Raw genomic sequence first — 24,798 nt, forward strand, 5'->3', positions numbered from 1 at the left:
CTCCCACAATAACAATCTCATTTCAGATGGCGGTAACTCTGTATCGCCGAACCCAGCACCACCGCCCCGGCCACGATTGCCAGCCAGAACCCGCTGCGCGCGCCGAAGGCATCGACCAACGCACCAGAGCCCGCCGCACCGATCGCCACGCCGATGCTCAATCCCGTTACCAGCCAGGTCAGGCCTTCCGTCAGTTTGGCCGGCGGCACGATGCGCTCGATCAACGCCATCGCCACAATCAGCGTCGGCGAGAAGAACAGCCCGGCGACGAACACGGCCACCGACAAGCCGAAAATATTGCTCGCCAGCAGTAGCGGCAGTGTCGTCACCGCTGTCGCCACTCCACCGTACAAAAACAGTTGCGGCAATGGCAACTTCGAGCGCATCGCACCGAAAGCGATACCGGACAGAAATGAGCCGATACCGTACACCGACAACACAATGCTTGCCGCCGCGGGCTGACCCTGTTGCTGGGCGAACGCAACGCTGACGACATCGATGACACCGACGATGACGCCCATGGCCGTCATCAACAGCAGTAGCAGTTGCATGTCCGTGGAACGAATGATCGAGCCTTGATGGTGTTCCTCATGCGGATGCACCGTTGGCTCGGTGCTGCGCTGGGCAACAAATGCTGTAACGCCGACTGCCAGCATCAACAGCCCCGCCAACGGCCCGGCTTCGGGAAACAGCGTCACGCACAGCCCGACCGACAGCGGCGCTCCGACGATAAAGCAGACTTCATCGAGCACCGACTCCAGCGCATAAGCAGTCTGTAGTTGCGGCTGGCCACGATAGATTTCCGTCCAGCGCGCCCGCACCATCGCCGACATGCTCGGCATGCACCCGGCCAGCGCAGCGAACACAAACAGCGTCCAGGCTGGCGCCTGCAAGCGGGTGCAGAGCAGCAACATCAACAGCGCCCCGCCGCCGATCAACGCCGATGCCGGGAGAATTTTTCGCTGGCCATAGCGGTCAACCAGCCGCGACACCTGTGGCGCGCAAAACGCCGTTGCCAGTGCGAACGTCGCCGCCACCGCACCCGCCAACGCATAGCCGCCCTTCAACTGCGAGAGCATGGTGATCACACCGATACCGGTCATGGAGATCGGCATGCGCGCGATCATTCCGGCCAGGACAAAATTGCGTGCGCCGGGGGCGTTGAATAGTTCGCGGTAGGGGTTTGCCATGGATTGCAGCCTCATCAAGGGCCGCCAAGTTGCCATAGGGTCGGGTGGCGTGGAAGCGCGCAATTGTTGGTGGAATGTGAAGGCCCCTTCGCGAGCAGGCTCGCTCCCACAGGAGGATTTGTGTACGACGCCGATCCAGTGTGGGAGCGAGCCTGCTCGCGAAAGCGTCGGCGAAATCACCACAGCCCTTTCTGCCGAATGAACTCTCACTATTGGCAACCGGTCAGCTATGTAAGCCCTCACTCAAGGCGCGCCACCGCATGCACATCTCCCTCATCGGACAAACAGCCCTGATCACCGGCGCCAGCTCCGGCATTGGCCACGCGTGCGCCAAAGCTCTGGCCGCATCCGGCGCGGCAGTGGTCATCAACTACAACCGTCAGGCCGAACCGGCCGAAGCATTGGCCCGGCAGATCATCGCTGACGGTGGGCAGGCCATCGCCATTCGCGCTGATGTCTCGAAGGAAGACGAGGTTGAGCGGCTGTTCTCGGCGGCCATCGATGCCTTCGGCTCACTGGACATCCTGGTGGCCAACTCGGGTATGCAAAAAGACGCCGCCGCTGTGGATATGTCGCTGGACGACTGGAACGCGGTGATCGGCGTCAACCTCACCGGGCAGTTCCTCTGCGCCCGCGCCGCCCTGCGAATCTTCAATCGCCAGGGCGTTCGCCAAGGCGTGTCGCGCGCGGCCGGCAAGATCATCCACATGAGTTCGGTGCATCAGCGCATTCCCTGGGCCGGCCACGTCAATTACGCCGCCTCCAAGGGCGGCGTCGACCAGTTGATGCAGACCCTCGCGCAGGAAGTCAGTCACCAACGCATTCGCATCAACGGTATCGCGCCGGGAGCGATTCGCACGGCGATCAATCAAGACGCCACCGAAGGCGCTGCCGGCGAAAAGCTGCTGGAGCTGATCCCCTACGGGCGTATCGGCGACGCGGAAGACGTCGCCAACGCCGTGGTCTTTCTCGCCTCCGACGCCTCCGATTACATCGTCGGCACCACCCTGTTTATCGACGGCGGCATGAGCCTCTATCCGGAGTTTCGCGGCAATGGCTGAGCATCACCTGGAACGACAAAGCCCGATCGACGCCCACGGCATCATCGGCGATATGCGCAGCGCGGCACTGGTCAACGACCGTGGCAGCGTGGATTTTTTCTGCTGGCCGGAGTTCGACAGCCCATCGATTTTCTGTGCGTTGCTGGACACCCCCGATGCGGGGATCTTCCAGTTGGCGCCTGACTTGCCCGACGCGCGCCGCGAGCAGATCTACCTGCCAGACACCAATGTTTTGCAAACCCGTTGGCTGAGCGAGCGGGCGGTGGTGGAAGTCACCGATCTGCTGCCTATCGGAGACAGTGACGACACTCTACCGCTACTGATGCGGCGGGTTCGCGTAGTGAGCGGCTCGGCGACTTTCACGATGCGTTGCGCCGTGCGCCACGATTACGCCCGAGCCGACACCCGAGCACAGATGGATCAACAAGACGTGACGTTCAGCGCATCTGGCCAACCGACACTGCGCCTGGCTTCGGACCAGTCGATGCAGATTGACGCGCAAGCGGCGGTGGCGCAATTCACGCTCAAGCAGGATGAAACGGCGGCGTTCATGCTCGGTGCGACCGATGATCCACGATTCGCCGAAGGCGCCGGACACTTGTGCATGGAGCGCACGCTGAAGTTCTGGCGCGACTGGATCGGTCAGTCGATTTACCGCGGGCGCTGGCGGGAGATGGTCAATCGCTCGGCCCTTGCGTTGAAACTGCTGACCTCGCGCAAACACGGCGCCATTCTCGCTGCCGCGACCTTCGGCCTGCCGGAAACGCCGGGCGGCGAACGCAACTGGGATTATCGCTACACATGGATCCGCGATGCCTCGTTCACGGTGTACGCGTTCATGCGCCTGGGCTTTGTCGGCGAAGCCAACGCCTACATGGGCTGGCTGCGCGGACGGGTAAGCGATTGCCACGGGCAACCGGTGAAACTGAATATTTTGTACGCCATCGATGGGCAACAGGAATTGCCGGAAACCGAACTTGATCACCTGTCGGGACACGGCGGCGCGAAACCGGTGCGCATCGGCAACGGCGCGTACGACCAGATCCAGCTCGACATCTTCGGCGAACTGATGGATGCGGTGTATCTGGTCAACAAATATGGCGACGCGATTTCCCACGAAGGCTGGAAACATGTGCGTGAAGTCGTCGATCAAGTCTGTGAGACGTGGCAGACCAAGGATGTAGGCATTTGGGAAATGCGCGGTGAACAGCACCACTTTCTGCACTCGCGACTGATGTGCTGGGTAGCGCTGGACCGGGCCATTCGTTTGGCGTCGAAACGTTCGCTGCCGGCACCGTTTGCGCAATGGGATCAGACCCGGCAAGCGATCTACGCCGATATCTGGGATAACTTCTGGGATGAAAAACGCGGGCACTTCGTCCAGTACAAGGGCGGTACGGCGTTGGATGGCTCGATGTTGTTGATGCCGCTGGTGCGTTTCGTCAGCGCCAAGGATCCGCGCTGGCTGTCGACCCTCGCGGCCATCGAAAAGACCCTCGTGCGCGACGGCATGGTTTATCGCTATCGCAACGACGACAGCAATATCGATGGCCTGGCCGGCACCGAAGGCGCCTTCGCGGCGTGCTCGTTCTGGTACGTCGAATGCCTGGCTCGCGCCGGGCAAGTGGAAAAAGCCCATCTGGAGTTTGAGCAATTGCTGCGTTATGCCAATCCGCTGGGGTTGTATGCCGAGGAATTCGACAGCCATGGCCGGCATCTGGGCAATACGCCGCAAGCACTGACGCATCTGGCGTTGATCAGCGCGGCGAGTTTTCTCGATCGGCGCTTGAGCGGGGAAAAGAGTGAGTGGCAGCCGTAATTTCGCCAGGGTATGTAGGAAATCTGCCGCATCTACGCGCTTCCCGGGGCTAACCCCTACACACAAATAAACAGAGTCGCAGTTCCTGTGACGAGTGAGCTTGGTCCCGCCGGGTCGCGAAGCGGCCCCGATTCCTTATCCCAATTGCGCCAAAAACACCGTATTGCCTGGCTTTGCGGCTACTGCGCAGCCGAGCGGGAGCACACTCCCTCGCCACAGAGGGCGTGTCTGGATGCCTGCATCTATTAAACAAATCCTTGCCAATCCCTTCCCCGCAAACTGCACTTACACCCTGAAATACCTTGTTGCCAGCCGTTACATCCACCCCTACCATCCACCGCAACGGGCACAGCGGAGCTGTCCAACAAAACCCGAATTCAAGGAACCAGAATGTCCCAGCACGTCCAACGCACCATCGACACGCCCCTTCGCAGCGGCCTGACCCGCACCCAACTCTGGGAAGCCGCGGACAAAGGCCTGATCAAATGCTGGGAAATCGGCCGTCAGCGCGCCACGCGTTTTCCCGACCTCGCACAAAAATGTCTCGCCGGCGAACTGCCCGTGCTCGGCTGGAAGGGTGGCGTGAGCCGCAGCCTGAAGAAAAACGAAAAGTATGGCTCACTGAAATATCTGGCGCAGTGGCAGGGCTTGCGCGGTGAGGATCTGGATATTGATTTGAGTCAGGAGCGTTCGCTGACCTGTTCGCGGACGAAGATGGCGGTGACATTTACCCCGGATCGGACGAAGTATTTCAATCAGGTGGCGGAAGCCGAGGCTTAAGGAGAAGCAGCGATGGTCGATTTGCATCAGGAGTTTCAAAACAGTCGTTTCTTTCACGAAGCGCGGATTGACAGGCGTTCGGCAGATGCTCTGGCAGGTATTGCTGTCGGGCTAGCCGCAGACGGAAAGATTAACCAGCAGGAAGCCGAGTTTCTCAAGACTTGGATCGAAACCCACTTGGTGCACTTGGAAGATCCGGTCGTAAACATTCTATATAGACGTCTTGCCAACATGCTCAGTGACGGCGTGCTGGATGCCGATGAGTCTGTTGAATTACTGGGAATGCTTCATCAATTCGCTGGTTTGCCAGCCGGTGCTGCGACCATGACTTACGCGCCTACTAGCCTTCCTTTCGATAACCCCGCCCCGGAACTTAGTTTGCCTGATCGAGTGTTCCTGTTTACCGGCGTGATGTCGTATGGACCACGCAAGGAATGTGAATCCTTGATCGTCGAGCGAGGCGGACTGATTGGCGGTTCCGTCAGCAAAAAGGTTCATTATCTGGTCGTTGGCAATATCGGCAACGAACAATGGTTGCACAGTAGCTATGGAACCAAGATAAAAAAGGCCGTTGAGCTCAGAGATAACGGCGTACCAATCGCCATTGTTGGCGAAGATCATTGGTTAAAAGTGTTGTTCGGTTAGGCATTTCCTTAAGGCATTGCTGGATCTGTTAAAGCGCTGACCGAAAACCGCTCCCGATAAGCCTGCGGCGTCACACCAATCGCCCGCAGAAAACTGCGACGCAACGTCTCCTCACTACCAAACCCGCAATTGGCGGCGATGCGTTTGACCGGCAATCCGGTGTCGCTTAACAGTCGCCGCGCGGTCTCGACACGGATCAGTTCAATCGCCCGCGCCGGGGTCTGCCCCGTGTCGGCGCGGTAGTGGCGGACGAAACTGCGTTCACTCATGCCAGCCTGCTCGGCGAGCGTCGGGACGCCCAGGTCGCAGGTGAGGTTTTCGGCGATCCACGCGTGCAGTTCATCAAAACGATTGCCCTGATTCTGCAACGACAAGGTCACGCTGAATTGCGATTGCCCGCCCGGGCGTTTGAGGAACACCACCAGATGGCGGGCGACATCCAAGGCGATGTCGCTGCCCAGATCCTCCTCGACCATCGCCAATGCCAGATCGATACCGGCAGTGACTCCTGCCGAGGTCCAGACCGGGCCGTCATTGATGAAAATCGGATTGGCTTCGACTTGCAGTTTCGGATGCTGCTGCGCCAGTTGTTCGCAACGGGTCCAGTGGGTAACCACACGACGGCCATCGAGCCAACCACTGGCCGCCAACAGAAATGCACCCGTGCACACCGAGGCCACACGCCGACATTTAGCGGCGTGCTCGCGTACCCAATCCACCAACAGCACATCTTCGGCGGCAGGATAAATCCCCCAGCCACCGGCGATGATCAGCGTGTCGCTGGCCGCGTCCGGCAACGGCTCGGCCAACACTGCCAGCCCGGCGGAGGACATCACCGCCCCGCCACCGCTGGCAATCACGCTCGGCGCATAAGGCATCGGCAAGCCGCGCTGGCGGGCGATGTCGTTGGCCGAGGCAAATACCTGCAAGGGCCCGGTGACGTCGAGAATCTGCATGTTGGCAAACGCGAGTACATGGATGGCTTTGGGCATTTGGCGTAATTCGTGGGGTTATTGGCGTATGCGCCAGAACCTACGCGCCTACAGTGAAGCCGTCCACCCCTTTTCATGGAGCAAGAACGATGACGTTGCAGATCGGTTTTCTGTTGTTTCCGCAAGTTCAGCAACTCGACCTGACTGGGCCGTACGACGTGCTCGCCTCGTTGCCGGGCGTGCAGGTGCATCTGATCTGGAAGGATCTGATGCCGGTCACCGCCAGCACCGGGCTGCTGTTGAAACCGACCATCACGTTCGAGGATTGCCCGTGTCTGGATGTGATCTGCATTCCCGGTGGCGGCGGTGTCGGGCCGTTGATGGAAGACGCGCAGACGCTGGACTTCATCAAACGCCAGGCCCTTCAGGCGAAGTATGTGACCTCAGTGTGCACCGGCTCGTTGGTCCTCGGCGCGGCGGGCCTGCTGCAAGGCAAACGCGCGACCACGCATTGGGCGTATCACGATTTGCTGCCGACACTGGGCGCGATTGCGGTGAAGGATCGGGTGGTGCGTGACGGCAATCTGTTTACCGGTGGCGGAATTACTGCGGGGATCGATTTTGCCTTGGTGTTGGCTGAAGAGTTGGTGAGTGCTGACGCGGCGCAACTGATCCAGTTGCAATTGGAATATGCTCCGGCGCCGCCGTTCAACGCGGGCAGCCCGGAGACTGCGCCGGGGGCGATTGTCGATGAGGCACGTTTGCGGGCGGCGCCATCGCTGAAGTTGCGCACGGAAATTACCGAGCGCGCCGCCGCGAAACTCAATCTGCACTGATCCCAAGCCAAACGCAAAACCCTGTAGGAGTGAGCCTGCTCGCGATAGCGGTGTGTCATTCAACGCAGATGTTGGCTGATCCACCGCTATCGCGAGCAGGCTCACTCCTACAGTTGATCGGGTTACCAAGGATATTTTGGTTGTCCCCGATCACCGCCACACCTTCACTTGTCCCCACGCCCCCACCCGTGTAGAAAGCCCCTCCACATATTTGCACAGGGACTTTCGATGAAGGCTTTGCCATGGCTCTATCTGGCACTTCTCAGCCTCGGTTATGGATGGGCGCTGAGCTACGGTCACCTCGGCTGGCTCGCTTTGATTTCCGTTGGATTGCTGGCATTCGCAGGTTTTGCCGTGCGCCAGCAACAGGTGCCGGTCGCACGTTTTCTCGGCCATGGCCTGTTCATCGTGCTGGCCGTGGCGTTGGCATTGCACTGGCTGCCGGGATTCGCCAACGGTCGCGCCATTGATCCGCAACGCTTCACCGATAACGCCGTGCCGTTCTCGATGTACCTGAATCTGGATAAACCGCTGGTTGGCTTCTGGTTATTGCTGGCCTGCCCGTGGATTGTCGGGCGACGTTCGCTGCGCCTGAGCGTGTACGCCACCGCCCTCGCCCTGACCTTGAGCGCGGTTCTGGCCCTCGGTGGCGCGCTGTTGCTGGGCGTGATTGCCTGGGCGCCGAAGTGGCCGGATCAGGCGTGGCTGTGGGTGCTGAACAACCTGCTGCTGGTGACCTTGGTCGAGGAAGCGCTGTTTCGCGGCTATATACAGGGCGGCCTCAGCCAGCGCTTCAAACACCTGCCGTACGGCGACAACCTCGCCCTGCTGCTGGCCTCGTTGCTGTTTGGTCTGGTGCATGCCGGCGCGGGCTGGACCTGGGTGTTGCTGGCAGGCCTAGCGGGCGTCGGCTATGGTCTGGCCTACCGTTTTGGCGGGCTCGGCGCGGCAATCGCCACGCATTTCGGCTTGAACCTGCTGCATTTCGGCCTGTTCACCTATCCGATGCTCGCCGGCTGAAGCAAGCGCCGTTTTGCGACGCCGTGCTGATTATTGAAAAAAAATTTCAATAAAAAGCTGTCACCGCCGACAACCTTTCAAAGCCTTGCGGATTGAAAAACCATGCGTAATAACCAGCCCATTACACAACGCGAACGGACTTTCCCGGCTCAGCAGCGGTTGATTTCCACAACCGACGCCAAGGGCGTGATCACCTACTGCAACGACGCTTTCGTCGAAATCAGCGGGTTTTCGCGTGAGGAACTGATCCGTGCGCCGCACAACCTGGTCCGTCACCCCGACGTTCCGGCTGCGGTGTTTTCGCACATGTGGGGCACATTGAAACAAGGCTTGCCATGGATGGGCATTGTCAAGAATCGCTGCAAGACCGGTGACCATTACTGGGTTAACGCCTATGTCACACCGGTGTTCGACGGCAATCAGGTGGTCGGTTACGAGTCGGTGCGGATCAAACCCACCGCCGAACAGATCCGCCGTGCCGAAGCGCTCTACCAACGCATCAACCAAGGCAAGTCGGCGATCCCTTCCAGCGATAAATGGCTGCCGGTGTTGCAAGACTGGCTGCCGTTCATTCTGGTCAGTCAACTGAGCTTCGTGATCGGCGCGACGCTGAACTCGCACTGGGGCTTCGCCCTCGCCGCCGGTCTGTCGGTGCCGCTGGGCCTGATGGGCCTGCAATGGCAGCAACGCGGGCTCAAACGCCTGCTGCGCCTGGCCGAGCAGACCACCTCCGACCCGCTGATCGCGCAGATGTACACCGACAGCCGTGGCGCCCAGGCGCGTCTGGAAATGTCGATCCTCAGCCAGGAAGCCCGCCTGAAAACCTGCCTGACCCGTCTGCAGGACACCGCCGAACACCTGACCGATCAGGCCAAGCAGTCCGACCGACTGGCGCACAGCAGCTCCAGCGGCCTGGAACGTCAGCGCGTGGAAACCGAACAGGTCGCCACCGCCGTCAACCAGATGGCCGCCACGACTCAGGAAGTGGCAAGCCACGTGCAGCGCACCGCCGACGCGACTCAGGAAGCCAATCGCCTGACCGGTCGCGGTCGTGACATCGCCGGCGAAACCCGCGAAGCCATTCAGCGTTTGTCGGTCGTCGTTGGCGAAACCGGTTTGACCGTGACCCAACTGGCGAAGGACAGCGACGAAATCGGCGGCGTGGTTGATGTGATCAAAGGCATCGCCGACCAGACCAACCTGCTCGCTCTGAACGCTGCGATCGAAGCTGCACGTGCCGGTGAAATGGGCCGTGGATTTGCCGTGGTGGCTGACGAAGTTCGTCAACTGGCGCAACGCACCAGCGAATCGACCGGGCAGATTCATGCCTTGATCGCCAAGTTGCAGCAGACGGCTTCGAGTGCCGTGCAAACCATGGAAGCCGGGCATCGCCAGGCTGAAGAAGGTGTAGCGCGGGTGCTGGAAGCGGATCAGGCGTTGGTCGGGATCAGTGAAGCCGTGGCTAATATCACCGACATGACTACGCAGATTGCTGCGGCGACGGAAGAGCAAAGTGCGGTGGCTGAAGAGATCAGCCGCAACATCAGCAATATTTCGGAGTTGGCGGATCAGACTTCCGAGCAAGCGCATAACTCGGCGTTGCTGAGTGAAGAGCTGACGAAGACGGCAAATACGCAGTACTCGTTGGTGGAGCGGTTTAACCGCTGATTGATGTGGTGATAACAAAAAACCCGGAGAGCGAGAGCTTCCGGGTTTTTTGTTGCTTGTCTGAAAGTGATGGTGCTTGGCAGACCGCTTTCGCGAGCAAGCTCGCTCCCATTTGGACCGGATGCAATCAGTTAGAGGTTGGTCGGCTCTTAGGCCGCCATCGCGAGCAGGCTCACTCCTACAGGGGATCGTTGTCTGGCACTCAATCAGTGATCACCGCAGATCCAATGTAGGAGCGAGCCTGCTCGCGAAGAGGCCATAACAGCCAGCGAAATTACTGAGGCAACTTCAGCTTATCCAACAGTCGATTAACCAACAGTTCGTTGAGCATGATCACCTGTTGCAGCGCCAGCAACGGTTTGCGCTCCGGGCCGCCGATTGAGTTGGCGATATTACCGGCCATGGCATGGGCGTATGAAAGCGACTCGCTCGCCTCGACCAGCAGGGTTTCGTCGTCCAGCGCGGGGTCGACGAGATAAACGGGGCGAAACTTGGGCGAGCTTGGCGGAGCACCCAGGGCTTCGGGTCGGAGGTAGTAGTCGAGCGCGCGATCCGTCGCTTCTTTTGTCTTTTGAGACTCAAGCGCTGGGTCGTGAGGGGTTGGGTCGATGCCCGGAGGGTTTGGCGTGGCTTTGAACATAAATATCTAATTCCTGATCAAGGGCCGCGACCGTTCTCTACTAAAAGAAGGGTGGCGGCTGTGCGCAGGTTAGTAGACCGGAGGAATTAGCAAGACCGGCGCGCTCGAAAGCGCCCTGAGCACAGCCACCATTGAGTACAGGCAGATGCGCCTGACTTTATGGGACCTATGCACTTACTAAAACCATACGGGCTACTAAACCCGGCCACTGATGGGCAGTGGCAGGGAAACGATATAGCCCGCGCCATGGTCGTGTAAGCCGGCGGATTCTGGCGTACGCGTAGGTAACGGCGCAAGGTGTTGTAGGCCCCGTGGCGTAACGGACTGTGTACTTTAAACGCGCTCACAAAATCATGTTTACGCACAGGAAATGCTGGGCAGTGAGCGCTTCCAGTTCTTTATCGTGTCAGCGAAATTGCCCCTCACCCTAACCCTCTCCCAGAGGGAGAGGGGACTGACCGAGGTGTTTGGGCAAGGTACGCCGACGTGAAATACCAAGTCGAACTCAGATTCTGAAACAGATCAAAAGCCCCTCACCCTAGCCCTCTCCCAGAGGTAGAGGGGACTGACCGAGGTGTTTGGCAGAGCTACGCCGACTTGAAATGCCGAGTCGAACTCAGATTCTGAAACAGATCAAAAGCCCCTCACCCGAACCCTCTCCCAGAGGGAGAGGGGACTGACCGAGGTGTTTGGCAGAGCTACGCCGACGTGAAATACCGAGTCGAACTCAGATTCCGAAACAGATCAAAAGCCCCTCACCCTAGCCCTCTCCCGGAGGGAGAGGGGACTGACCGAGGTGTTTGGGAGAGTTACGCCGACGTGAAATACCGAATTGAACTCAGATTCTGAAACAGATCAAAAGCCCCCACTAACCCTCTCCCGGAGGGAGAGGGGACTGATCGAGGTGTTTGGGAGAGTTACGCCGACGTGCGATACCGCGTTGAACTCAGATCTTGAAAAGCCCACAAATCGGCTCCCTCTCCTTGGGGAGAGGGCTGGGGTGAGGGGCGAATCCACCACAAAACCAAAGCCGAACCCCCGCGCTCTTCACCACTCAATAGGCCGAGTGTCAGCTCGCCTGCTCTTGATCTTGATCCACGGGCGACGTCGGAAGGCTGAGTGGAGGGATTGATCCGGGGGTGGGAGCGCAGCGACCGTTTGGCGCAGCCAAACACAGCGAGAGGAGGTGCAGCGAAGCAAACCGTAGGCGCTGCGCCCGGATCGATCCCGGAGCGAAGGGACCCCGAGCCCCAGCGAGCGGGCCGCACGTAGGAGCAAGCGTTTTTGGTTACTTTTTCGGCGTCTGGAAAAAGTGACCCGCCGTAAGGGCGGACCCCTAAGTGGCCGTTACCGCAGCAATGGATATGCACTCAGATCGAAAAATGTGTCGCGTTCAAGATTTACCCCCTCACCCCAGCCCTCTCCCCCAAGGGGGCGAGGGGGAAGGGAGCCAATCTCCATGCAGTTCAAAATCCAATTCAACTCGATCTACCCCGCAGAAACCCGCTCACACGCTCGGCGGCGCTGGCCAAATGCTGTTCATGAGTAAAACCGGAAACCTTCAACGGCTTCAGGTCATGATCCCCGGCCGCGAGCCACGCCACCTCAATACTCGGTGACAAGGTATAACCCTCAACCGCCTCCCGATTGCCCAGCGCATCCCGCTCCCCCTGCACAATCAACGTCCGCGTCTGCAAAGAAGCCAAATGCTCAACCCGCGGCTTCTCCGGCTTCCCCACCGCATAAAACGGATACCCCAGACACACCAGCGCATCAGCCCCCAACTCATCAGCAAGCAGACTCGCCATCCGCCCCCCCATCGACTTCCCGCCAATGGCCAAAACCCCAGCGACATGACGCCGCACTTCGCCATACACCTCACGCCAACACTCCTGCAATTTCCCCGCAGGATTCGGCGGCCGCTTCACCCCATCCACCCGCCGCTGCGCCATATAAGGAAACTCAAACCGCAACACGTTAATCCCAAGCCCAGCAAGGCGCCCAGCCATGTCATTCATCCAGTCACTGTCCATCGGCGCACCAGCACCGTGGGCAAGGATCAACGTCGCCGAAACCTCACCATTAGCGGCGTTCCAAAGCCATCCATGATCGAGCACGCACTGCGCCCATTGATCCCCGTCAATACTGGCCTTGTGCTGTTTGTCCATGCTTGCCTCGCTTTTAGTCTGCCTATAACTCCAGACGAAGGATTCGCCGCGTGTTTTGCGCGCGCTCACTTCGGCTGAACCGTGGATGGGGAACCATGAACACTTCTATCAGTACCGCCTACAACTACAAGGTGGTCCGCCAATTCGCCATTATGACGGTGGTGTGGGGCATCGTCGGCATGGGCCTCGGGGTTTTTCTCGCGGCCCAATTGGTCTGGCCCGAACTCAACTTCAATTTGCCCTGGACCAGTTTCGGCCGTCTGCGCCCGCTGCACACCAACGCGGTGATCTTCGCGTTCGGTGGCTGTGCGCTGTTCGCCAGTTCGTTCTACTCGGTGCAACGCACCTGCCAGACCCAATTGTTTGCGCCAAAAATCGCCGCGTTCTGCTTCTGGGGCTGGCAACTGGTGATCCTGTTGGCGGCGATCAGCCTGCCACTGGGTTACACCAGTTCCAAGGAATACGCCGAGCTGGAGTGGCCGATCGACATCCTGATCACCATCGTCTGGGTCGCCTACGCGATCGTGTTCTTCGGCACGATCATGCAGCGCAAGACCAAGCACATCTATGTGGGCAACTGGTTCTTCGGCGCGTTCATCATCACCGTGGCGATTCTGCACATCGTCAACAACCTTGAGTTGCCAGTAAGTTTCACCAAGTCGTACTCGGTGTACGCCGGTGCAACCGACGCGATGGTGCAATGGTGGTATGGCCACAACGCCGTAGGCTTTTTCCTCACCGCCGGTTTCCTCGGGATGATGTACTACTTCGTGCCGAAACAGGCCGAGCGTCCGGTGTATTCGTATCGCCTGTCGATCGTGCACTTCTGGGCTCTGATCACCCTGTACATCTGGGCCGGCCCGCACCATTTGCACTACACCGCGCTGCCGGACTGGGCACAGTCGCTGGGCATGGTGATGTCGCTGATTCTGCTGGCACCGAGCTGGGGCGGCATGATCAACGGCATGATGACCCTCTCGGGCGCCTGGCATAAGTTGCGCAGCGACCCGATCCTGCGCTTCCTCGTGGTCTCGCTGGCGTTCTACGGCATGTCGACCTTCGAAGGTCCGATGATGGCGATCAAGACCGTCAACGCCCTCTCCCACTACACCGACTGGACCATCGGCCACGTACACGCCGGCGCCCTCGGTTGGGTGGCGATGATTTCCATCGGCGCGCTGTACCACATGATCCCGAAAATCTTCGGTAAAGCACAGATGCACAGCGTCGGTTTGATCAACGCGCACTTCTGGCTCGCGACCATCGGCACCGTGCTCTACATCGCGTCGATGTGGGTCAACGGCATCGCCCAGGGCCTGATGTGGCGCGCGGTGAACGAGGACGGCACGCTGACCTACTCCTTCGTCGAAACCCTGGTGGCCAGCCACCCAGGCTTCGTCGTGCGGCTGATTGGTGGGGCGATCTTCCTCAGCGGCATGTTCCTGATGGCTTACAACACCTGGCGCACCGTGCGGGCCTCGCAGCCTGCTGACGTCGTCGCTGCCGCGCAGATGGCCTGAGGAGTCCGCCATGAAACACGAAACGATTGAAAAGAACGTCGGCCTGTTGATGTTGCTCATGGTGTTTGCCGTGAGCATCGGCGGCCTGACCCAGATCGTCCCGCTGTTCTTCCAGGACGTCACCAACAAACCGGTGGAAGGCATGAAGCCCTACACCGCGCTGCAACTGGAAGGCCGCGACATCTATATCCGTGAAGGCTGTGTCGGCTGCCACTCGCAGATGATCCGCCCGTTCCGCGCCGAAACCGAACGCTACGGGCACTACTCGGTGGCCGGCGAAAGCGTTTGGGATCACCCGTTCCTCTGGGGTTCGAAACGTACCGGTCCGGATCTGGCCCGGGTCGGCGCGCGCTACTCGGATGACTGGCACCGCGCGCACTTGTACAACCCGCGCAACGTCGTACCGGAATCGAAAATGCCGGCCTATCCGTGGCTGGTCACGCAAGCGGTCGACAGCAGCCACACCGAAACCAAGCTGAAGACCATGCGCACCCTCGGCGTGCCGTACACCGACGACGACATCAGCGGCGCAGTGGCCAGCCTCAAGGGCAAGACCGAAATGGATGCCCTCGTCTCCTACCTGCAAGTGCTCGGCACTGCGATCAAGAGCAAGAGGTGAGCACGATGATCATTGAAATGAGTGCAGGCCTGATTCGCGGCCTCGGCACGGTCGTGGTGTTCGTCGCCTTCGTCGGTTTGACACTTTGGGTGTTCAACCGCAAGCGCACCCCGGAATTCGCCGAAGCACGTCTGCTGCCGTTCGCCGACGAACCGCAAGCCGAAACAACCCAAGCAAATGAAACAAGGAGTACCCGGCCATGACCACCTTCTGGAGTACGTGGATCTGCGTACTGACCATTGGCAGCCTGATCGGCCTGACGTGGCTGCTGATCGGCACGCGCCGGGGCGAAACCAAGGGCAGCGTCGACCAGACCATGGGCCACAGCTTCGACGGCATCGAGGAGTACGACAACCCGCTGCCGCAGTGGTGGTTCATGCTGTTCGCCGGCACGCTGGTGTTTTCCGTGGGCTATCTGATCCTCTATCCGGGCCTGGGCAACTGGAAAGGCATCCTTCCCGGTTACGAGAATGGCTGGACCGGCGTGCACGAGTGGGAAAAGGAGATGAACAAGGCTGACGCCAAATTCGGGCCGATCTTCGCCAAGTTCGCCGCCATGCCGGTGGAGGAAGTGGCGAAGGATCCGCAGGCGCTGAAAATGGGTGGCCGCTTGTTCGCCTCCAATTGCTCGGTGTGCCACGGTTCCGATGCCAAGGGCGCGTTCGGCTTCCCTAACCTCGCCGACAGTGACTGGCGCTGGGGCGGCGACGCCGACACCATCAAGACCACCATCATGGGTGGCCGGATGGCGGCGATGCCGGCCTGGGGTGAAGTGTTGGGCGAAGCCGGGGTGAAGAACGTGGCCGCCTATGTGCGTCACGAACTGGCCGGCCTGCCATTGCCCGCCGACAGCAAGGCTGACCTGCAGGCGGGACAGCAAGCGTTCAGCACCACTTGTGTTGCCTGTCATGGGGCAACCGGCCACGGCACTGAAGCCATGGGCGCGCCGAATCTGACGCACCCGGCCGGGTTTATCTATGGCACCAGCCTGACCCAACTCGAGCAGACCATTCGCCACGGTCGTCAGGGTCATATGCCGGCGCAGAACGAGCTGTTGGGTAACGATAAAGTGCAATTGCTCGCCGCTTATGTGTACAGCCTATCTCACGGATTGAATACAGAAAAACTTATTACTGAAGACAACAAGAAGTAATCATTGCGTACACCTCTGCCGCACCATTCTCGGTGCGGCAGCATCCCGCCCCTTTGCGACGCATTGTCGCACCCCTTCACACCCTCTCCTTTCGGTTCCCCGGATTCGGGTCTACGCTTGCTCGATGCGGACTGGCTTGTGCCGGTTCCAGGTCAACGCTGACTGCTGTGTTCCGCGAACCGGCTGACTGATGTGGCCGCAAACGCCGGTAGATACCGGCTGTCGTGCCATTTGCCATCCGTCACCCGAACTGAGCGTTTGAACACACCCCGTTACAAGCGACCTGAACCCCTCGCTTTTTTCGTCCGCTGCGACATTTTGTCCGAGGCCAATTTTGACCTTACGCGGCGCATGGAAAGGCCGCAGAATCTGCCTTGGAAAGCATTGACCCAGGTCATGGCGCGTTGCAATGACCCCCTGCTCTCTGCATACTTGCGGCCGATTTTAATCCTAATAAAACACCCAAACCGTGGAACCTTAGAATGAGCACAGCAATCAGTCCGACTGCTTATAACTATAAGGTAGTCCGCCAGTTCGCCATCATGACGGTGGTCTGGGGGATCCTTGGCATGGGGCTCGGTGTCTTCATCGCCTCGCAACTGGTTTGGCCGGAGTTGAACTTCGGTCTGCCGTGGACGAGCTTTGGACGCCTGCGCCCGTTGCACACAAACCTGGTGATTTTCGCCTTCGGTGGTTGTGCACTATTTGCCACTTCCTACTATGTCGTGCAGCGAACCTGCCAGACGCGACTGATTTCCGACAGCCTTGCGGCCTTCACCTTTTGGGGCTGGCAAGCGGTGATCGTCGGCGCGATCATTACCTTGCCGCTGGGTTACACCACCACCAAGGAATACGCGGAACTGGAATGGCCGATCGCCATTTTGCTGGCCATTGTCTGGGTCACCTACGGTCTGGTGTTCTTCGGCACCATCACCAAGCGCAAAACCAAGCACATCTACGTAGGTAACTGGTTCTACGGTGCGTTCATCGTCGTCACCGCGATGCTGCACATCGTCAACCACATGTCGCTGCCGGTGAACCTGTTCAAGTCCTACTCCGCCTACTCCGGCGCGACCGACGCGATGATCCAGTGGTGGTACGGCCACAACGCGGTGGGCTTCTTCCTCACCACCGGTTTCCTCGGGATGATGTATTACTTCGTGCCGAAACAGGCCGAACGTCCGATCTACTCCTATCGCTTGTCGATCGTGCACTTCTGGGCCCTGATCACCCTGTACATCTGGGCCGGCCCGCACCACTTGCACTACACCGCCCTGCCGGATTGGGCACAATCGCTGGGCATGGCAATGTCGATCATCCTTCTGGCGCCAAGCTGGGGCGGCATGATCAACGGCATGATGACCCTGTCGGGCGCCTGGCATAAGCTGCGCACCGACCCGATCCTGCGTTTCCTCGTGGTATCGCTGGCGTTCTACGGCATGTCGACCTTCGAAGGCCCGATGATGGCGATCAAGACGGTCAACTCTCTCTCGCACTACACCGACTGGACCATCGGCCACGTACACGCCGGCGCCCTCGGCTGGGTAGCGATGATCTCGATCGGCGCGATCTACCACATGATCCCGCGTCTGTTCGGCCGTGCGCAGATGCACAGCGTCGGCCTGATCAACGCGCACTTCTGGCTCGCGACCATCGGCACCGTGCTGTACATCGCGTCGATGTGGGTCAACGGCATCACTCAGGGCCTGATGTGGCGTGCAATCAACGACGACGGCACCCTCACCTACTCGTTCGTTGAAGCGCTGCAAGCCAGCCACCCGGGCTACATCGTCCGTGCCCTGGGCGGTGCTTTCTTCGCCAGCGGCATGTTCCTGATGGCTTACAACGTCTGGCGCACCGTGCGCGCCTCGAACCCGGTTGAAGCCGAAGCCGCCGCCCAGATCGCTGTCGTTGGAGCTCACTGATGAAGCATGAAGCTGTCGAGAAGAATATTGGCCTGCTGGCCTTCTTCATGGTCATCGCCGTCAGCATTGGCGGCCTGACCCAAATCGTTCCGCTGTTTTTCCAGGACGTCACCAACAAGCCGGTCGAAGGCATGAAGCCACGTTCGGCGCTGGAGCTGGAAGGCCGCGACGTTTACATCGCCAACGGTTGTGTCGGCTGCCACTCGCAGATGATCCGTCCGTTCCGTGCTGAAACCGAACGCTATGGCCACTACTCGGTCGCCGGTGAAAGCGTCTGGGATCACCCGTTCCTGTGGGGTTCCAAACGTACCGGTCCGGATCTGGCCCGTGTCGGCGGTCGTTACTCCGATGACTGGCAACGTGCGCACTTGTACAACCCGCGCAACGTGGTCCCTGAGTCGAAAATGCCGGCTTACCCGTTCCTCGTGGAAAACAAGCTCGACGGCAAAGAGACGGCCAAAAAAATGGAAGTCTTGCGCACCCTCGGCGTCCCTTACACCGACGAAGACATCGCCGGTGCACAGGCCGCCGTGAAGGGCAAAACCGAAATGGACGCGCTGGTGGCCTATCTGCAAGGCCTGGGCACCATCATCAAAAGCAAACGGTGAATTAGATGGATATCGGGATGATTCGTGGCCTGGGCACCGTTGTCGTGATGGTGGCCTTCATCGGTCTGGCCTTGTGGGTGTTCAGCCCCAAGCGCAAGTCGGAGTTTGAAGACGCGACCTTGTTGCCTTTTGCGGATGATCCCGAAGCCATCAAGCACGTCGAGCAAGCTTCTAGGAGTAACAAAGAATGACTACATTCTGGAGTCTGTACGTCACAGTCCTCAGTCTCGGTACGATCTTCGCCCTGACCTGGCTGCTGCTGTCGACCCGCAAGGGCCAGCGCAGCGAACAGACGGACGAGACGGTCGGGCACTCCTTCGACGGGATCGAGGAGTACGACAACCCACTGCCGAAATGGTGGTTCATGCTGTTTGTCGGCACGATCATTTTTGCCCTGGGTTACCTGGTGCTGTACCCGGGCCTGGGCAACTGGAAAGGTCTGCTGCCGGGCTACAACTACCTCGATAACGACAAGCAGACCGCGTTCGCCAACGGCCAGACCGGCTGGACCGGCGTGCACGAGTGGGAAAAGGAAATGGCCCGTTCGGACGCCAAGTTCGGTCCGATCTTCGCCAAGTTCGCCGCGATGCCAATCGAAGAAGTCGCCAAGGATCCGCAAGCGCTGAAAATGGGTGGCCGCCTGTTCGCCTCCAACTGCTCGGTGTGCCACGGCTCCGACGCCAAGGGCGCTTACGGTTTCCCTAACCTGACCGACGCCGACTGGCGCTGGGGCGGCGAGCCGGAAACCATCAAGACCACCATCATGGGCGGTCGTCACGCGGTGATGCCGGCCTGGGCTGAAGTGATTGGTGAGCAAGGCGTTGCCGACGTGGCAGCGTTTGTCGTGACCAACCTGGATGGCCGCAAGCTGCCGGAAGGCACCAAGGCTGACCCGGCCAACGGCGGCAAACTGTTCGCCGCCAACTGCGTGGCCTGCCACGGTCCGGCCGGCAAAGGCACCCCCGCCATGGGCGCGCCGGACCTGACCCACCCGGGTGCTTTCATCTACGGTTCGAGCTTCGCGCAACTGCAGCAAACCATCCGTTACGGCCGTCAGGGCCAGATGCCGGCGCAGGAACAACTGCAAGGCAACGACAAGGTTCACCTGCTGGCGGCGTATGTTTACAGCCTGTCCCACGGTGAAAAAGCACCGGAAGCGAACGCCGAGTAAGGCCATCGCTTGAAACAAAAAAAGGCCCCGCCAATATTGATTGGCGGGGCCTTTTTTCATGCTGGCATTCATGCCTTGAAACGTTTGCTCAATAGACCTGAGGAAAGCTGCCCTGTAGGTTTTTCTCACCCCGATGAGCAGCATCGGGTCAACCTTCAAGGATGAAGCCTACATGTCAAAAAATGACCAAAACACATTGCCAAAACGTTTGCAGCCCCGCCCTGTTCATCACGCAACGCCGGTAAAAACGCCTGCTGCGCCGGCACGCTCAACATCGCCAGACACCATGGACCCTCCAGGTAACGGTGGCGGTCTGGACGGTCTCGGCGGCGGCCGATTGCTCTGAAAAAGCAGCAGAACACAGCGAAAATTCGCCCGATATCCTGCGCCCCTGCCCGTTGGCAGGGGCGCTCTGGCTGGTGCCGTTATGACAGTGATAAATCGATCGTCCGCAACCCACCTTTCCGATTGCCGGAAAAACCTCAACGTAGTAACGTTTCTACACCAGAATCACCGGAGGCCGAACTTGATGGCCATCACGACTATTTCCAGCCGCGAATTCAACCAGGACACCAGTGCAGCCAAAAAAGCCGCGCATCGGGGTCCGGTCATCATTACCGATCGTGGCAAGCCTGCCCATGTACTGCTGAGCATCGAGGAGTACCAGAAACTGACCGGTAGCCAGACCAGCATCGTCGACCTGCTGGTCATGCCGAATGCGCCTGACATCGAATTCGAATCCGAGCGCGCCGTCATCACCCCTCGCAGCGTGGACCTGTCCTGATGTTTCTACTGGATACCAATGTCGTTTCCGAGCTGCGAAAACCCCAAGCCGACCGGCAAGTGGTGACATGGGCAAACAGCGTTGCCCCGGCCAGCCTGTATTTATCGGCCATCACCGTGCTGGAACTGGAAACCGGCATTCTGCGCATCGAACGCCGCGACTCGGCACAAGGCGCGATGCTGCGTCACTGGCTGGAACGTCACGTCAAACCCGCATTCTCGGGAAGAATCCTCTCGGTCGATAGCGCCGTCGCCAGCCGATGCGCACAGTTGCACGTCCCTGATCGCAGCAATGAATGCGACGCCTTGATTGCCGCCACTGCGCTTATACATGGGCTGACGCTGGTCACCCGTAACGTTGCCGATTTTCAGCTCAGCGGCGTTCATCTGATCAACCCATGGATCGCTGCCAATAGCTGATCGTAAAAAGCCCCGCCAGATCACTGGCAGGGCTTGGTTTAGGGGCGCTTGGCAAAGATTGAATGCACCGCAGTAGTATCGATCAGCGTTCGATTACGCCACTGATTGTCCTTCACCAGATAGACCTGCAACTGTTTGCGATCCTCGGTAAAACTGGTGATCAGATAGGTTTGCTGAGATGTGCTGCCACTCAGGTACATCGGCACGCTACCCTCCCAATAGGCATCACCGCCGTCTTTATGCAAATGGCCGGCAAAGATGGCCGTCACCTGATACTTGTTGACCATGTCGTGGAAGCGCCGCTGTTGTGCCTGATTACCCTTGTGGTCAAACGGTTTATGCATATTGATGATGATGGCGTAACCCGAGGCTCGTGCCAGTCTGAGGTCCTTCTCGAGCCAGTCCAGCGCATCGTTGATTTCAAACGTCGTCGGGTTCAACGGATGAGAGATCCGTGTGCTGTAAGTCGGCTCGTTATTGAGCTGAACCATATGCACTTCGCCGATGTTTTTAGAATAGGCGAGGCTGCCAGAGTACGTCTTGCTGAGAAATCCACTGGTGATTTTCAGGTCAAAACTGTCCACTTTGCCTTCATGATGTTCCTTGAATTCGACGATACTTCCCGCCGCACAGCTATTACTAAAACAATCATCAACATTGTTTTCATAATCGTGATTGCCCAAACCGTACAAATACTCCCCCTTGAAGTGTTTGTTCAGCATGTCCCTCATGAACGACCGCTGCCCGCTATGGCCAAAAGCGGTGATATCGCCATTGATCATCAGTGGCACCTCGGTTTGCGAGCCATGCTGCCTTCTGAAATCGGCAATACTCGCAAGCTGGCTATCTACCAGCCACTTGGAGCGAACATCGAATTCCGAAGCGGATTCCGGTTCCCGATCATCTGTCTTGTCTGTCCACGGGTATTGAGTATCTGATGCAAAAACCATGTGTTCAGGCATTCCCGTTGCAGCCTGAGCGGAGGTAACCGAAGCCAATAAACAAACACTCAGCACAACATTTGCAAACTTATTAAAATCCATACTTGAAATTCCATTTAATTAATCAATTGCACGCAAACAACATCGCGAGAACAGAACTTATTCGAAACAACAGAAAACTTCAAAGCATCGAACAAGAACAATCAATTGGATATATTTCAGAGGCAGCACAACTTAAAACAACACTTAACATACAAATAAATATTTGAAGCAACGTTTTAAGACTTTCATGCGGCAACTGCGCAATTGCAAAGCTGAAGATGACACGGTAAGTGCCCGCCCCCTCAGGCGGTCTGTTTTCAGCTTGCGATGGCAATGCCATCAAACCAATCATCCCTGACAACAATGGATTAGCCGCCACGCCAAAACCGTCCATACTCAACAAGTCAATTGACCTGCATCAGGCTTTGCTGCATTCGCTACACCATTCAGGTTTTTTACCCAACGCGACCAAAGGTCGCACCCTTGAACCAGAGCGACCGGCGTATCATTGCGCCACTGCAACACCCCTTTTTGACCTGGGTTGGCACGTATCGACCGAGGCATTTTTCCACTGCCGTGGGATGCAATGATGAGCAACCAGATTCCGGTACACGACGTCACACCACCGAGCAAAAACGCGAACAACAGCGTTGACCTTTACGCCTCCAGAGAAAAAATCTACACCCGCGCGTTCACCGGCCTGTTCCGCAATCTGCGGATGATGGGCGGCGCGGCATTGTTCCTGCTGTATTTCGGCACGGTGTGGCTGAACTGGGGCGGTCATCAGGCCGTGTGGTGGAACCTGCCGGAGCGCAAGTTCTTCATTTTCGGCGCCACCTTCTGGCCGCAGGACTTCATCCTGCTCTCGGGCCTGTTGATCATTGCCGCGTTCGGCCTATTCTTCATCACCGTGTATGCCGGCCGCGTCTGGTGCGGTTACACCTGCCCGCAAAGCGTGTGGACGTGGATTTTCATGTGGTGCGAGAAGGTCACCGAAGGCGACCGTAACCAGCGCATCAAGCTCGACAAGGCGCCGATGAGTGCCAACAAGTTTCTACGCAAAGCCGCCAAACATTCGATGTGGCTGCTGATCGGTTTTGTCACCGGCATGACCTTCGTCGGCTACTTTTCGCCGATCCGTGAACTGGTTTTCGAGTTCTTCACAGGGCAAGCCGATGGCTGGTCGTATTTCTGGGTCGGTTTCTTCACCCTCGCCACCTACGGCAACGCCGGCTGGTTGCGCGAGCAGGTGTGCATCTACATGTGTCCATATGCGCGCTTCCAGAGCGTGATGTTCGACAAGGACACGCTGATCGTCTCCTACGACCCGCGTCGCGGCGAAAGCCGTGGCCCGCGCAAGAAAGGTATTGATTACAAGGCCCAGGGCCTTGGTGATTGCATCGACTGCACCATGTGTGTTCAGGTCTGCCCGACCGGTATCGACATCCGCGACGGCCTGCAGATCGAATGCATCGGCTGCGCCGCGTGCATCGATGCCTGCGACAGCATCATGGACAAGATGGATTACCCGCGTGGCCTGATCAGCTACACCACCGAACACAACCTGTCCGGGCAGAAAACCCATAAACTGCGGCCACGCCTGATCGGCTACGCCGTGGTGTTGCTGGCGATGATCAGCCTCTTGGTCACTGCGTTCTTCATGCGTTCGCTGGTCGGTTTTGACGTCAGCAAGGACCGCGTGCTGTACCGCGAAAACGCCGAAGGCCGGATCGAAAACGTCTACAGCCTGAAGATCATGAACAAGGATCAGCGCGACCACACCTACTTGCTGGAAGCCGCCGGCTTGCCGGATCTGCGCCTGCAAGGCAAGCGCGAGATCAAGGTCGCGGCCGGCGACATCGTCAGCATGCCGGTCGAGTTGTCGAGCGCGCCGGAACAACTGCCATCGAGCACCAACGAGGTGAAATTCCTCCTCAAGGATGCCGATGATGACAGCGTCCACGTTGAAGCCAAGAGCCGATTCATCGGCCCACAAATCCGTTGAGAGAACTGAACATGCCCGCAGCAAACGCCGCAAGTCCCTGGTACAAGCACCTCTGGCCATGGATCATCATCGGGATTCTGGCCTGTTCGGTGACCCTGACCCTGTCCATGGTGACCATCGCGGTGAACAACCCGGACAACCTGGTCAACGACAACTACTACGAGGCTGGCAAAGGCATCAACCGTTCGCTGGATCGTGAGTTGTTGGCGCAGAATCTGAAGATGCGCGCGGCGGTGCATCTGGATGGCATGACCGGTGAAGTTGATTTGCGTTTGAGCGGTGACAGTCAGCCAAAGACGCTGGAATTGAATCTGATCTCGCCGACGCAGCCGGAGAAGGATCGCAAGATTGTTCTGACTCGCAGCGAGACTGAAACGGGCCGCTACATTGGGCAATTGGGCGACAAGGTTGAAGGTCGTCGATTTGTTGAACTGCTCGGTAGTCAGGATGATCATGTGTGGCGCATGTTCGAAGAAGAGCTGGTCAGCCATGACAAGGATTTGCTTCTGGGTGATGAGCCGCTGCAAGGCGCCGAAGACTTGAAGAAGTAAACAACTTCAAAAGCCCCCTCACCCTAGCCCTCTCCCCCAGGAGAGGGAACTGATCCCGAGCGTTTGCATGTTTTGTGTATGACAGTGAAATTCCAGGCTCACACCGATCGGCTCCCTCTCCCTCCGGGTGAGGGACTGATCTCGAGTGTTTGCACGTTTTGTGTATGACAGTGAAAATCCAGGCTCACACCGATCGGCTCCCTCTCCCTCCGGGTGAGGGAACTGATCTCGAGTGTTTGCACGTTTTGTGTATGACAGTGAAAATCCAGGCTCACACCGATCGGCTCCCTCTCCCTCCGAG

25 protein-coding genes are annotated in these 24,798 nt (G+C 58.7%); 19 read left to right on the forward strand and 6 right to left on the reverse strand.

The window, feature by feature from the left end:
• Positions 1-17: 17 nt before the first annotated feature.
• Positions 18-1,190 carry an MFS transporter gene (locus tag KBP52_RS08210; RefSeq protein ID WP_077571878.1) on the reverse strand — a complete coding sequence of 391 codons (1,173 nt, stop codon included), beginning with the start codon at positions 1,188-1,190 and terminating at the stop codon, positions 18-20.
• 260 nt (positions 1,191-1,450) lie between these two features.
• On the opposite strand from KBP52_RS08210, the gene KBP52_RS08215 reads away from it, so the two are divergent.
• The 4 genes from KBP52_RS08215 (at position 1,451) to KBP52_RS08230 (ending at position 5,495) form a co-directional block, all read left to right on the forward strand.
• A complete protein-coding gene (locus KBP52_RS08215; RefSeq protein ID WP_212622580.1) occupies positions 1,451-2,251 on the forward strand; it encodes a glucose 1-dehydrogenase in 801 nt (266 codons plus the stop codon).
• Positions 2,244-4,070: a glycoside hydrolase family 15 protein gene (locus KBP52_RS08220; RefSeq protein ID WP_212622581.1), complete on the forward strand. Its 1,827-nt coding sequence runs from the start codon at positions 2,244-2,246 to the stop codon at positions 4,068-4,070. The genes KBP52_RS08215 and KBP52_RS08220 overlap by 8 nt, the downstream gene beginning before the upstream one ends.
• Positions 4,071-4,460: 390 nt before the next feature.
• Positions 4,461-4,850: a hypothetical protein gene (locus KBP52_RS08225; protein ID WP_212622582.1), complete on the forward strand. Its 390-nt coding sequence runs from the start codon at positions 4,461-4,463 to the stop codon at positions 4,848-4,850.
• Between the two features lie 12 nt (positions 4,851-4,862).
• Positions 4,863-5,495: a BRCT domain-containing protein gene (locus KBP52_RS08230; RefSeq protein ID WP_116032112.1), complete on the forward strand. Its 633-nt coding sequence runs from the start codon at positions 4,863-4,865 to the stop codon at positions 5,493-5,495.
• A gap of 8 nt (positions 5,496-5,503) precedes the next feature.
• Here KBP52_RS08230 and KBP52_RS08235 read toward each other — a convergent pair whose 3' ends face one another.
• Positions 5,504-6,487, reverse strand: a complete 984-nt coding sequence (locus KBP52_RS08235; protein WP_212622583.1) for a GlxA family transcriptional regulator — start codon at positions 6,485-6,487, stop codon at positions 5,504-5,506.
• An 89-nt stretch (positions 6,488-6,576) separates the two neighbouring features.
• On the opposite strand from KBP52_RS08235, the gene inhA reads away from it, so the two are divergent.
• From inhA to KBP52_RS08250, 3 genes are all read left to right on the forward strand, one after another.
• Positions 6,577-7,263: an isonitrile hydratase gene (gene inhA, locus KBP52_RS08240; protein WP_212622584.1), complete on the forward strand. Its 687-nt coding sequence runs from the start codon at positions 6,577-6,579 to the stop codon at positions 7,261-7,263.
• Between the two features lie 228 nt (positions 7,264-7,491).
• On the forward strand, positions 7,492-8,283 hold the full coding sequence (locus KBP52_RS08245) for a CPBP family intramembrane glutamic endopeptidase (RefSeq protein WP_212622585.1): 792 nt from the start codon (positions 7,492-7,494) through the stop codon (positions 8,281-8,283).
• A gap of 102 nt (positions 8,284-8,385) precedes the next feature.
• Entirely contained in the window at positions 8,386-9,951 is a 1,566-nt protein-coding gene (locus KBP52_RS08250) for a PAS domain-containing methyl-accepting chemotaxis protein (RefSeq protein ID WP_137218046.1), read from the forward strand.
• A gap of 274 nt (positions 9,952-10,225) precedes the next feature.
• On the opposite strand, the gene KBP52_RS08255 is transcribed toward KBP52_RS08250, so the two are convergent.
• Together KBP52_RS08255 and KBP52_RS08260 are read right to left on the reverse strand one after the other, a co-directional pair.
• Positions 10,226-10,591, reverse strand: coding sequence for a hypothetical protein (locus KBP52_RS08255; RefSeq protein WP_212622586.1), 366 nt, complete (start codon positions 10,589-10,591; stop codon positions 10,226-10,228).
• A gap of 1,478 nt (positions 10,592-12,069) precedes the next feature.
• Positions 12,070-12,759, reverse strand: coding sequence for an alpha/beta family hydrolase (locus tag KBP52_RS08260; RefSeq protein ID WP_212622587.1), 690 nt, complete (start codon positions 12,757-12,759; stop codon positions 12,070-12,072).
• 95 nt (positions 12,760-12,854) lie between these two features.
• Between KBP52_RS08260 and ccoN (KBP52_RS08265) the strand changes: the two genes are divergently transcribed.
• From ccoN (KBP52_RS08265) to KBP52_RS08310, 10 genes are all read left to right on the forward strand, one after another.
• Positions 12,855-14,279 (forward strand): cytochrome-c oxidase, cbb3-type subunit I, encoded by a 1,425-nt coding sequence (gene ccoN, locus KBP52_RS08265; protein WP_008082029.1) that lies wholly within the window; start codon positions 12,855-12,857, stop codon positions 14,277-14,279.
• Positions 14,280-14,289: 10 nt separating this feature from the next.
• The gene (gene ccoO / locus KBP52_RS08270) at positions 14,290-14,898 is read left to right on the forward strand and encodes a cytochrome-c oxidase, cbb3-type subunit II (protein ID WP_003223389.1); all 609 of its coding nucleotides are present in this window, start codon (positions 14,290-14,292) and stop codon (positions 14,896-14,898) included.
• 5 nt (positions 14,899-14,903) lie between these two features.
• Entirely contained in the window at positions 14,904-15,101 is a 198-nt protein-coding gene (locus KBP52_RS08275) for a cbb3-type cytochrome c oxidase subunit 3 (RefSeq protein ID WP_077572245.1), read from the forward strand.
• A complete protein-coding gene (ccoP, locus tag KBP52_RS08280; RefSeq protein ID WP_212622588.1) occupies positions 15,098-16,051 on the forward strand; it encodes a cytochrome-c oxidase, cbb3-type subunit III in 954 nt (317 codons plus the stop codon). The genes KBP52_RS08275 and ccoP (KBP52_RS08280) overlap by 4 nt, the downstream gene beginning before the upstream one ends.
• Positions 16,052-16,533: 482 nt before the next feature.
• Positions 16,534-17,976, forward strand: coding sequence for a cytochrome-c oxidase, cbb3-type subunit I (gene ccoN, locus KBP52_RS08285; RefSeq protein ID WP_034152833.1), 1,443 nt, complete (start codon positions 16,534-16,536; stop codon positions 17,974-17,976).
• On the forward strand, positions 17,976-18,584 hold the full coding sequence (ccoO, locus tag KBP52_RS08290; protein ID WP_077571866.1) for a cytochrome-c oxidase, cbb3-type subunit II: 609 nt from the start codon (positions 17,976-17,978) through the stop codon (positions 18,582-18,584). The genes ccoN (KBP52_RS08285) and ccoO (KBP52_RS08290) overlap by 1 nt, the downstream gene beginning before the upstream one ends.
• A 5-nt stretch (positions 18,585-18,589) precedes the next feature.
• Positions 18,590-18,775: a CcoQ/FixQ family Cbb3-type cytochrome c oxidase assembly chaperone gene (locus tag KBP52_RS08295; protein ID WP_003175465.1), complete on the forward strand. Its 186-nt coding sequence runs from the start codon at positions 18,590-18,592 to the stop codon at positions 18,773-18,775.
• Positions 18,772-19,755 (forward strand): cytochrome-c oxidase, cbb3-type subunit III, encoded by a 984-nt coding sequence (gene ccoP, locus KBP52_RS08300; RefSeq protein WP_007917163.1) that lies wholly within the window; start codon positions 18,772-18,774, stop codon positions 19,753-19,755. The genes KBP52_RS08295 and ccoP (KBP52_RS08300) overlap by 4 nt, the downstream gene beginning before the upstream one ends.
• Positions 19,756-20,284: 529 nt before the next feature.
• A complete protein-coding gene (locus KBP52_RS08305; protein WP_077571864.1) occupies positions 20,285-20,539 on the forward strand; it encodes a type II toxin-antitoxin system Phd/YefM family antitoxin in 255 nt (84 codons plus the stop codon).
• On the forward strand, positions 20,539-20,958 hold the full coding sequence (locus KBP52_RS08310; RefSeq protein ID WP_077571863.1) for a type II toxin-antitoxin system VapC family toxin: 420 nt from the start codon (positions 20,539-20,541) through the stop codon (positions 20,956-20,958). Before KBP52_RS08305 ends, KBP52_RS08310 begins: the two co-directional genes overlap by 1 nt.
• Before the next feature lie 38 nt (positions 20,959-20,996).
• Here KBP52_RS08310 and KBP52_RS08315 read toward each other — a convergent pair whose 3' ends face one another.
• Together KBP52_RS08315 and KBP52_RS08320 are read right to left on the reverse strand one after the other, a co-directional pair.
• Positions 20,997-22,001 carry a metallophosphoesterase gene (locus tag KBP52_RS08315; RefSeq protein WP_212622589.1) on the reverse strand — a complete coding sequence of 335 codons (1,005 nt, stop codon included), beginning with the start codon at positions 21,999-22,001 and terminating at the stop codon, positions 20,997-20,999.
• Between the two features lie 79 nt (positions 22,002-22,080).
• Entirely contained in the window at positions 22,081-22,344 is a 264-nt protein-coding gene (locus tag KBP52_RS08320; RefSeq protein ID WP_212622590.1) for a hypothetical protein, read from the reverse strand.
• 186 nt (positions 22,345-22,530) lie between these two features.
• Here KBP52_RS08320 and ccoG point away from each other — a divergent pair, with 186 nt between their 5' ends.
• Together ccoG and KBP52_RS08330 are read left to right on the forward strand one after the other, a co-directional pair.
• Positions 22,531-23,946, forward strand: coding sequence for a cytochrome c oxidase accessory protein CcoG (gene ccoG / locus KBP52_RS08325; protein ID WP_212622591.1), 1,416 nt, complete (start codon positions 22,531-22,533; stop codon positions 23,944-23,946).
• Positions 23,947-23,957: 11 nt separating this feature from the next.
• Positions 23,958-24,497, forward strand: a complete 540-nt coding sequence (locus KBP52_RS08330; RefSeq protein WP_077571860.1) for a FixH family protein — start codon at positions 23,958-23,960, stop codon at positions 24,495-24,497.
• Positions 24,498-24,798: the final 301 nt, after the last annotated feature.

The organism is Pseudomonas sp. SCA2728.1_7 (assembly GCF_018138145.1).
Taxonomy (GTDB): Bacteria; Pseudomonadota; Gammaproteobacteria; order Pseudomonadales; family Pseudomonadaceae; genus Aquipseudomonas; species Aquipseudomonas koreensis_A.

Coding starts and splice junctions, on each gene's coding strand:
- KBP52_RS08210 (WP_077571878.1), bottom strand. CDS start 1,190: ATGGCAAACCCCTACCGCGAACTATTCAACGCCCCCGGCGCACGCAAT.
- KBP52_RS08215 (WP_212622580.1), top strand. CDS start 1,451: ATGCACATCTCCCTCATCGGACAAACAGCCCTGATCACCGGCGCCAGC.
- KBP52_RS08220 (WP_212622581.1), top strand. CDS start 2,244: ATGGCTGAGCATCACCTGGAACGACAAAGCCCGATCGACGCCCACGGC.
- KBP52_RS08225 (WP_212622582.1), top strand. CDS start 4,461: ATGTCCCAGCACGTCCAACGCACCATCGACACGCCCCTTCGCAGCGGC.
- KBP52_RS08230 (WP_116032112.1), top strand. CDS start 4,863: ATGGTCGATTTGCATCAGGAGTTTCAAAACAGTCGTTTCTTTCACGAA.
- KBP52_RS08235 (WP_212622583.1), bottom strand. CDS start 6,487: ATGCCCAAAGCCATCCATGTACTCGCGTTTGCCAACATGCAGATTCTC.
- inhA (WP_212622584.1), top strand. CDS start 6,577: ATGACGTTGCAGATCGGTTTTCTGTTGTTTCCGCAAGTTCAGCAACTC.
- KBP52_RS08245 (WP_212622585.1), top strand. CDS start 7,492: ATGAAGGCTTTGCCATGGCTCTATCTGGCACTTCTCAGCCTCGGTTAT.
- KBP52_RS08250 (WP_137218046.1), top strand. CDS start 8,386: ATGCGTAATAACCAGCCCATTACACAACGCGAACGGACTTTCCCGGCT.
- KBP52_RS08255 (WP_212622586.1), bottom strand. CDS start 10,591: ATGTTCAAAGCCACGCCAAACCCTCCGGGCATCGACCCAACCCCTCAC.
- KBP52_RS08260 (WP_212622587.1), bottom strand. CDS start 12,759: ATGGACAAACAGCACAAGGCCAGTATTGACGGGGATCAATGGGCGCAG.
- ccoN (WP_008082029.1), top strand. CDS start 12,855: ATGAACACTTCTATCAGTACCGCCTACAACTACAAGGTGGTCCGCCAA.
- ccoO (WP_003223389.1), top strand. CDS start 14,290: ATGAAACACGAAACGATTGAAAAGAACGTCGGCCTGTTGATGTTGCTC.
- KBP52_RS08275 (WP_077572245.1), top strand. CDS start 14,904: ATGATCATTGAAATGAGTGCAGGCCTGATTCGCGGCCTCGGCACGGTC.
- ccoP (WP_212622588.1), top strand. CDS start 15,098: ATGACCACCTTCTGGAGTACGTGGATCTGCGTACTGACCATTGGCAGC.
- ccoN (WP_034152833.1), top strand. CDS start 16,534: ATGAGCACAGCAATCAGTCCGACTGCTTATAACTATAAGGTAGTCCGC.
- ccoO (WP_077571866.1), top strand. CDS start 17,976: ATGAAGCATGAAGCTGTCGAGAAGAATATTGGCCTGCTGGCCTTCTTC.
- KBP52_RS08295 (WP_003175465.1), top strand. CDS start 18,590: ATGGATATCGGGATGATTCGTGGCCTGGGCACCGTTGTCGTGATGGTG.
- ccoP (WP_007917163.1), top strand. CDS start 18,772: ATGACTACATTCTGGAGTCTGTACGTCACAGTCCTCAGTCTCGGTACG.
- KBP52_RS08305 (WP_077571864.1), top strand. CDS start 20,285: ATGGCCATCACGACTATTTCCAGCCGCGAATTCAACCAGGACACCAGT.
- KBP52_RS08310 (WP_077571863.1), top strand. CDS start 20,539: ATGTTTCTACTGGATACCAATGTCGTTTCCGAGCTGCGAAAACCCCAA.
- KBP52_RS08315 (WP_212622589.1), bottom strand. CDS start 22,001: ATGGATTTTAATAAGTTTGCAAATGTTGTGCTGAGTGTTTGTTTATTG.
- ccoG (WP_212622591.1), top strand. CDS start 22,531: ATGAGCAACCAGATTCCGGTACACGACGTCACACCACCGAGCAAAAAC.
- KBP52_RS08330 (WP_077571860.1), top strand. CDS start 23,958: ATGCCCGCAGCAAACGCCGCAAGTCCCTGGTACAAGCACCTCTGGCCA.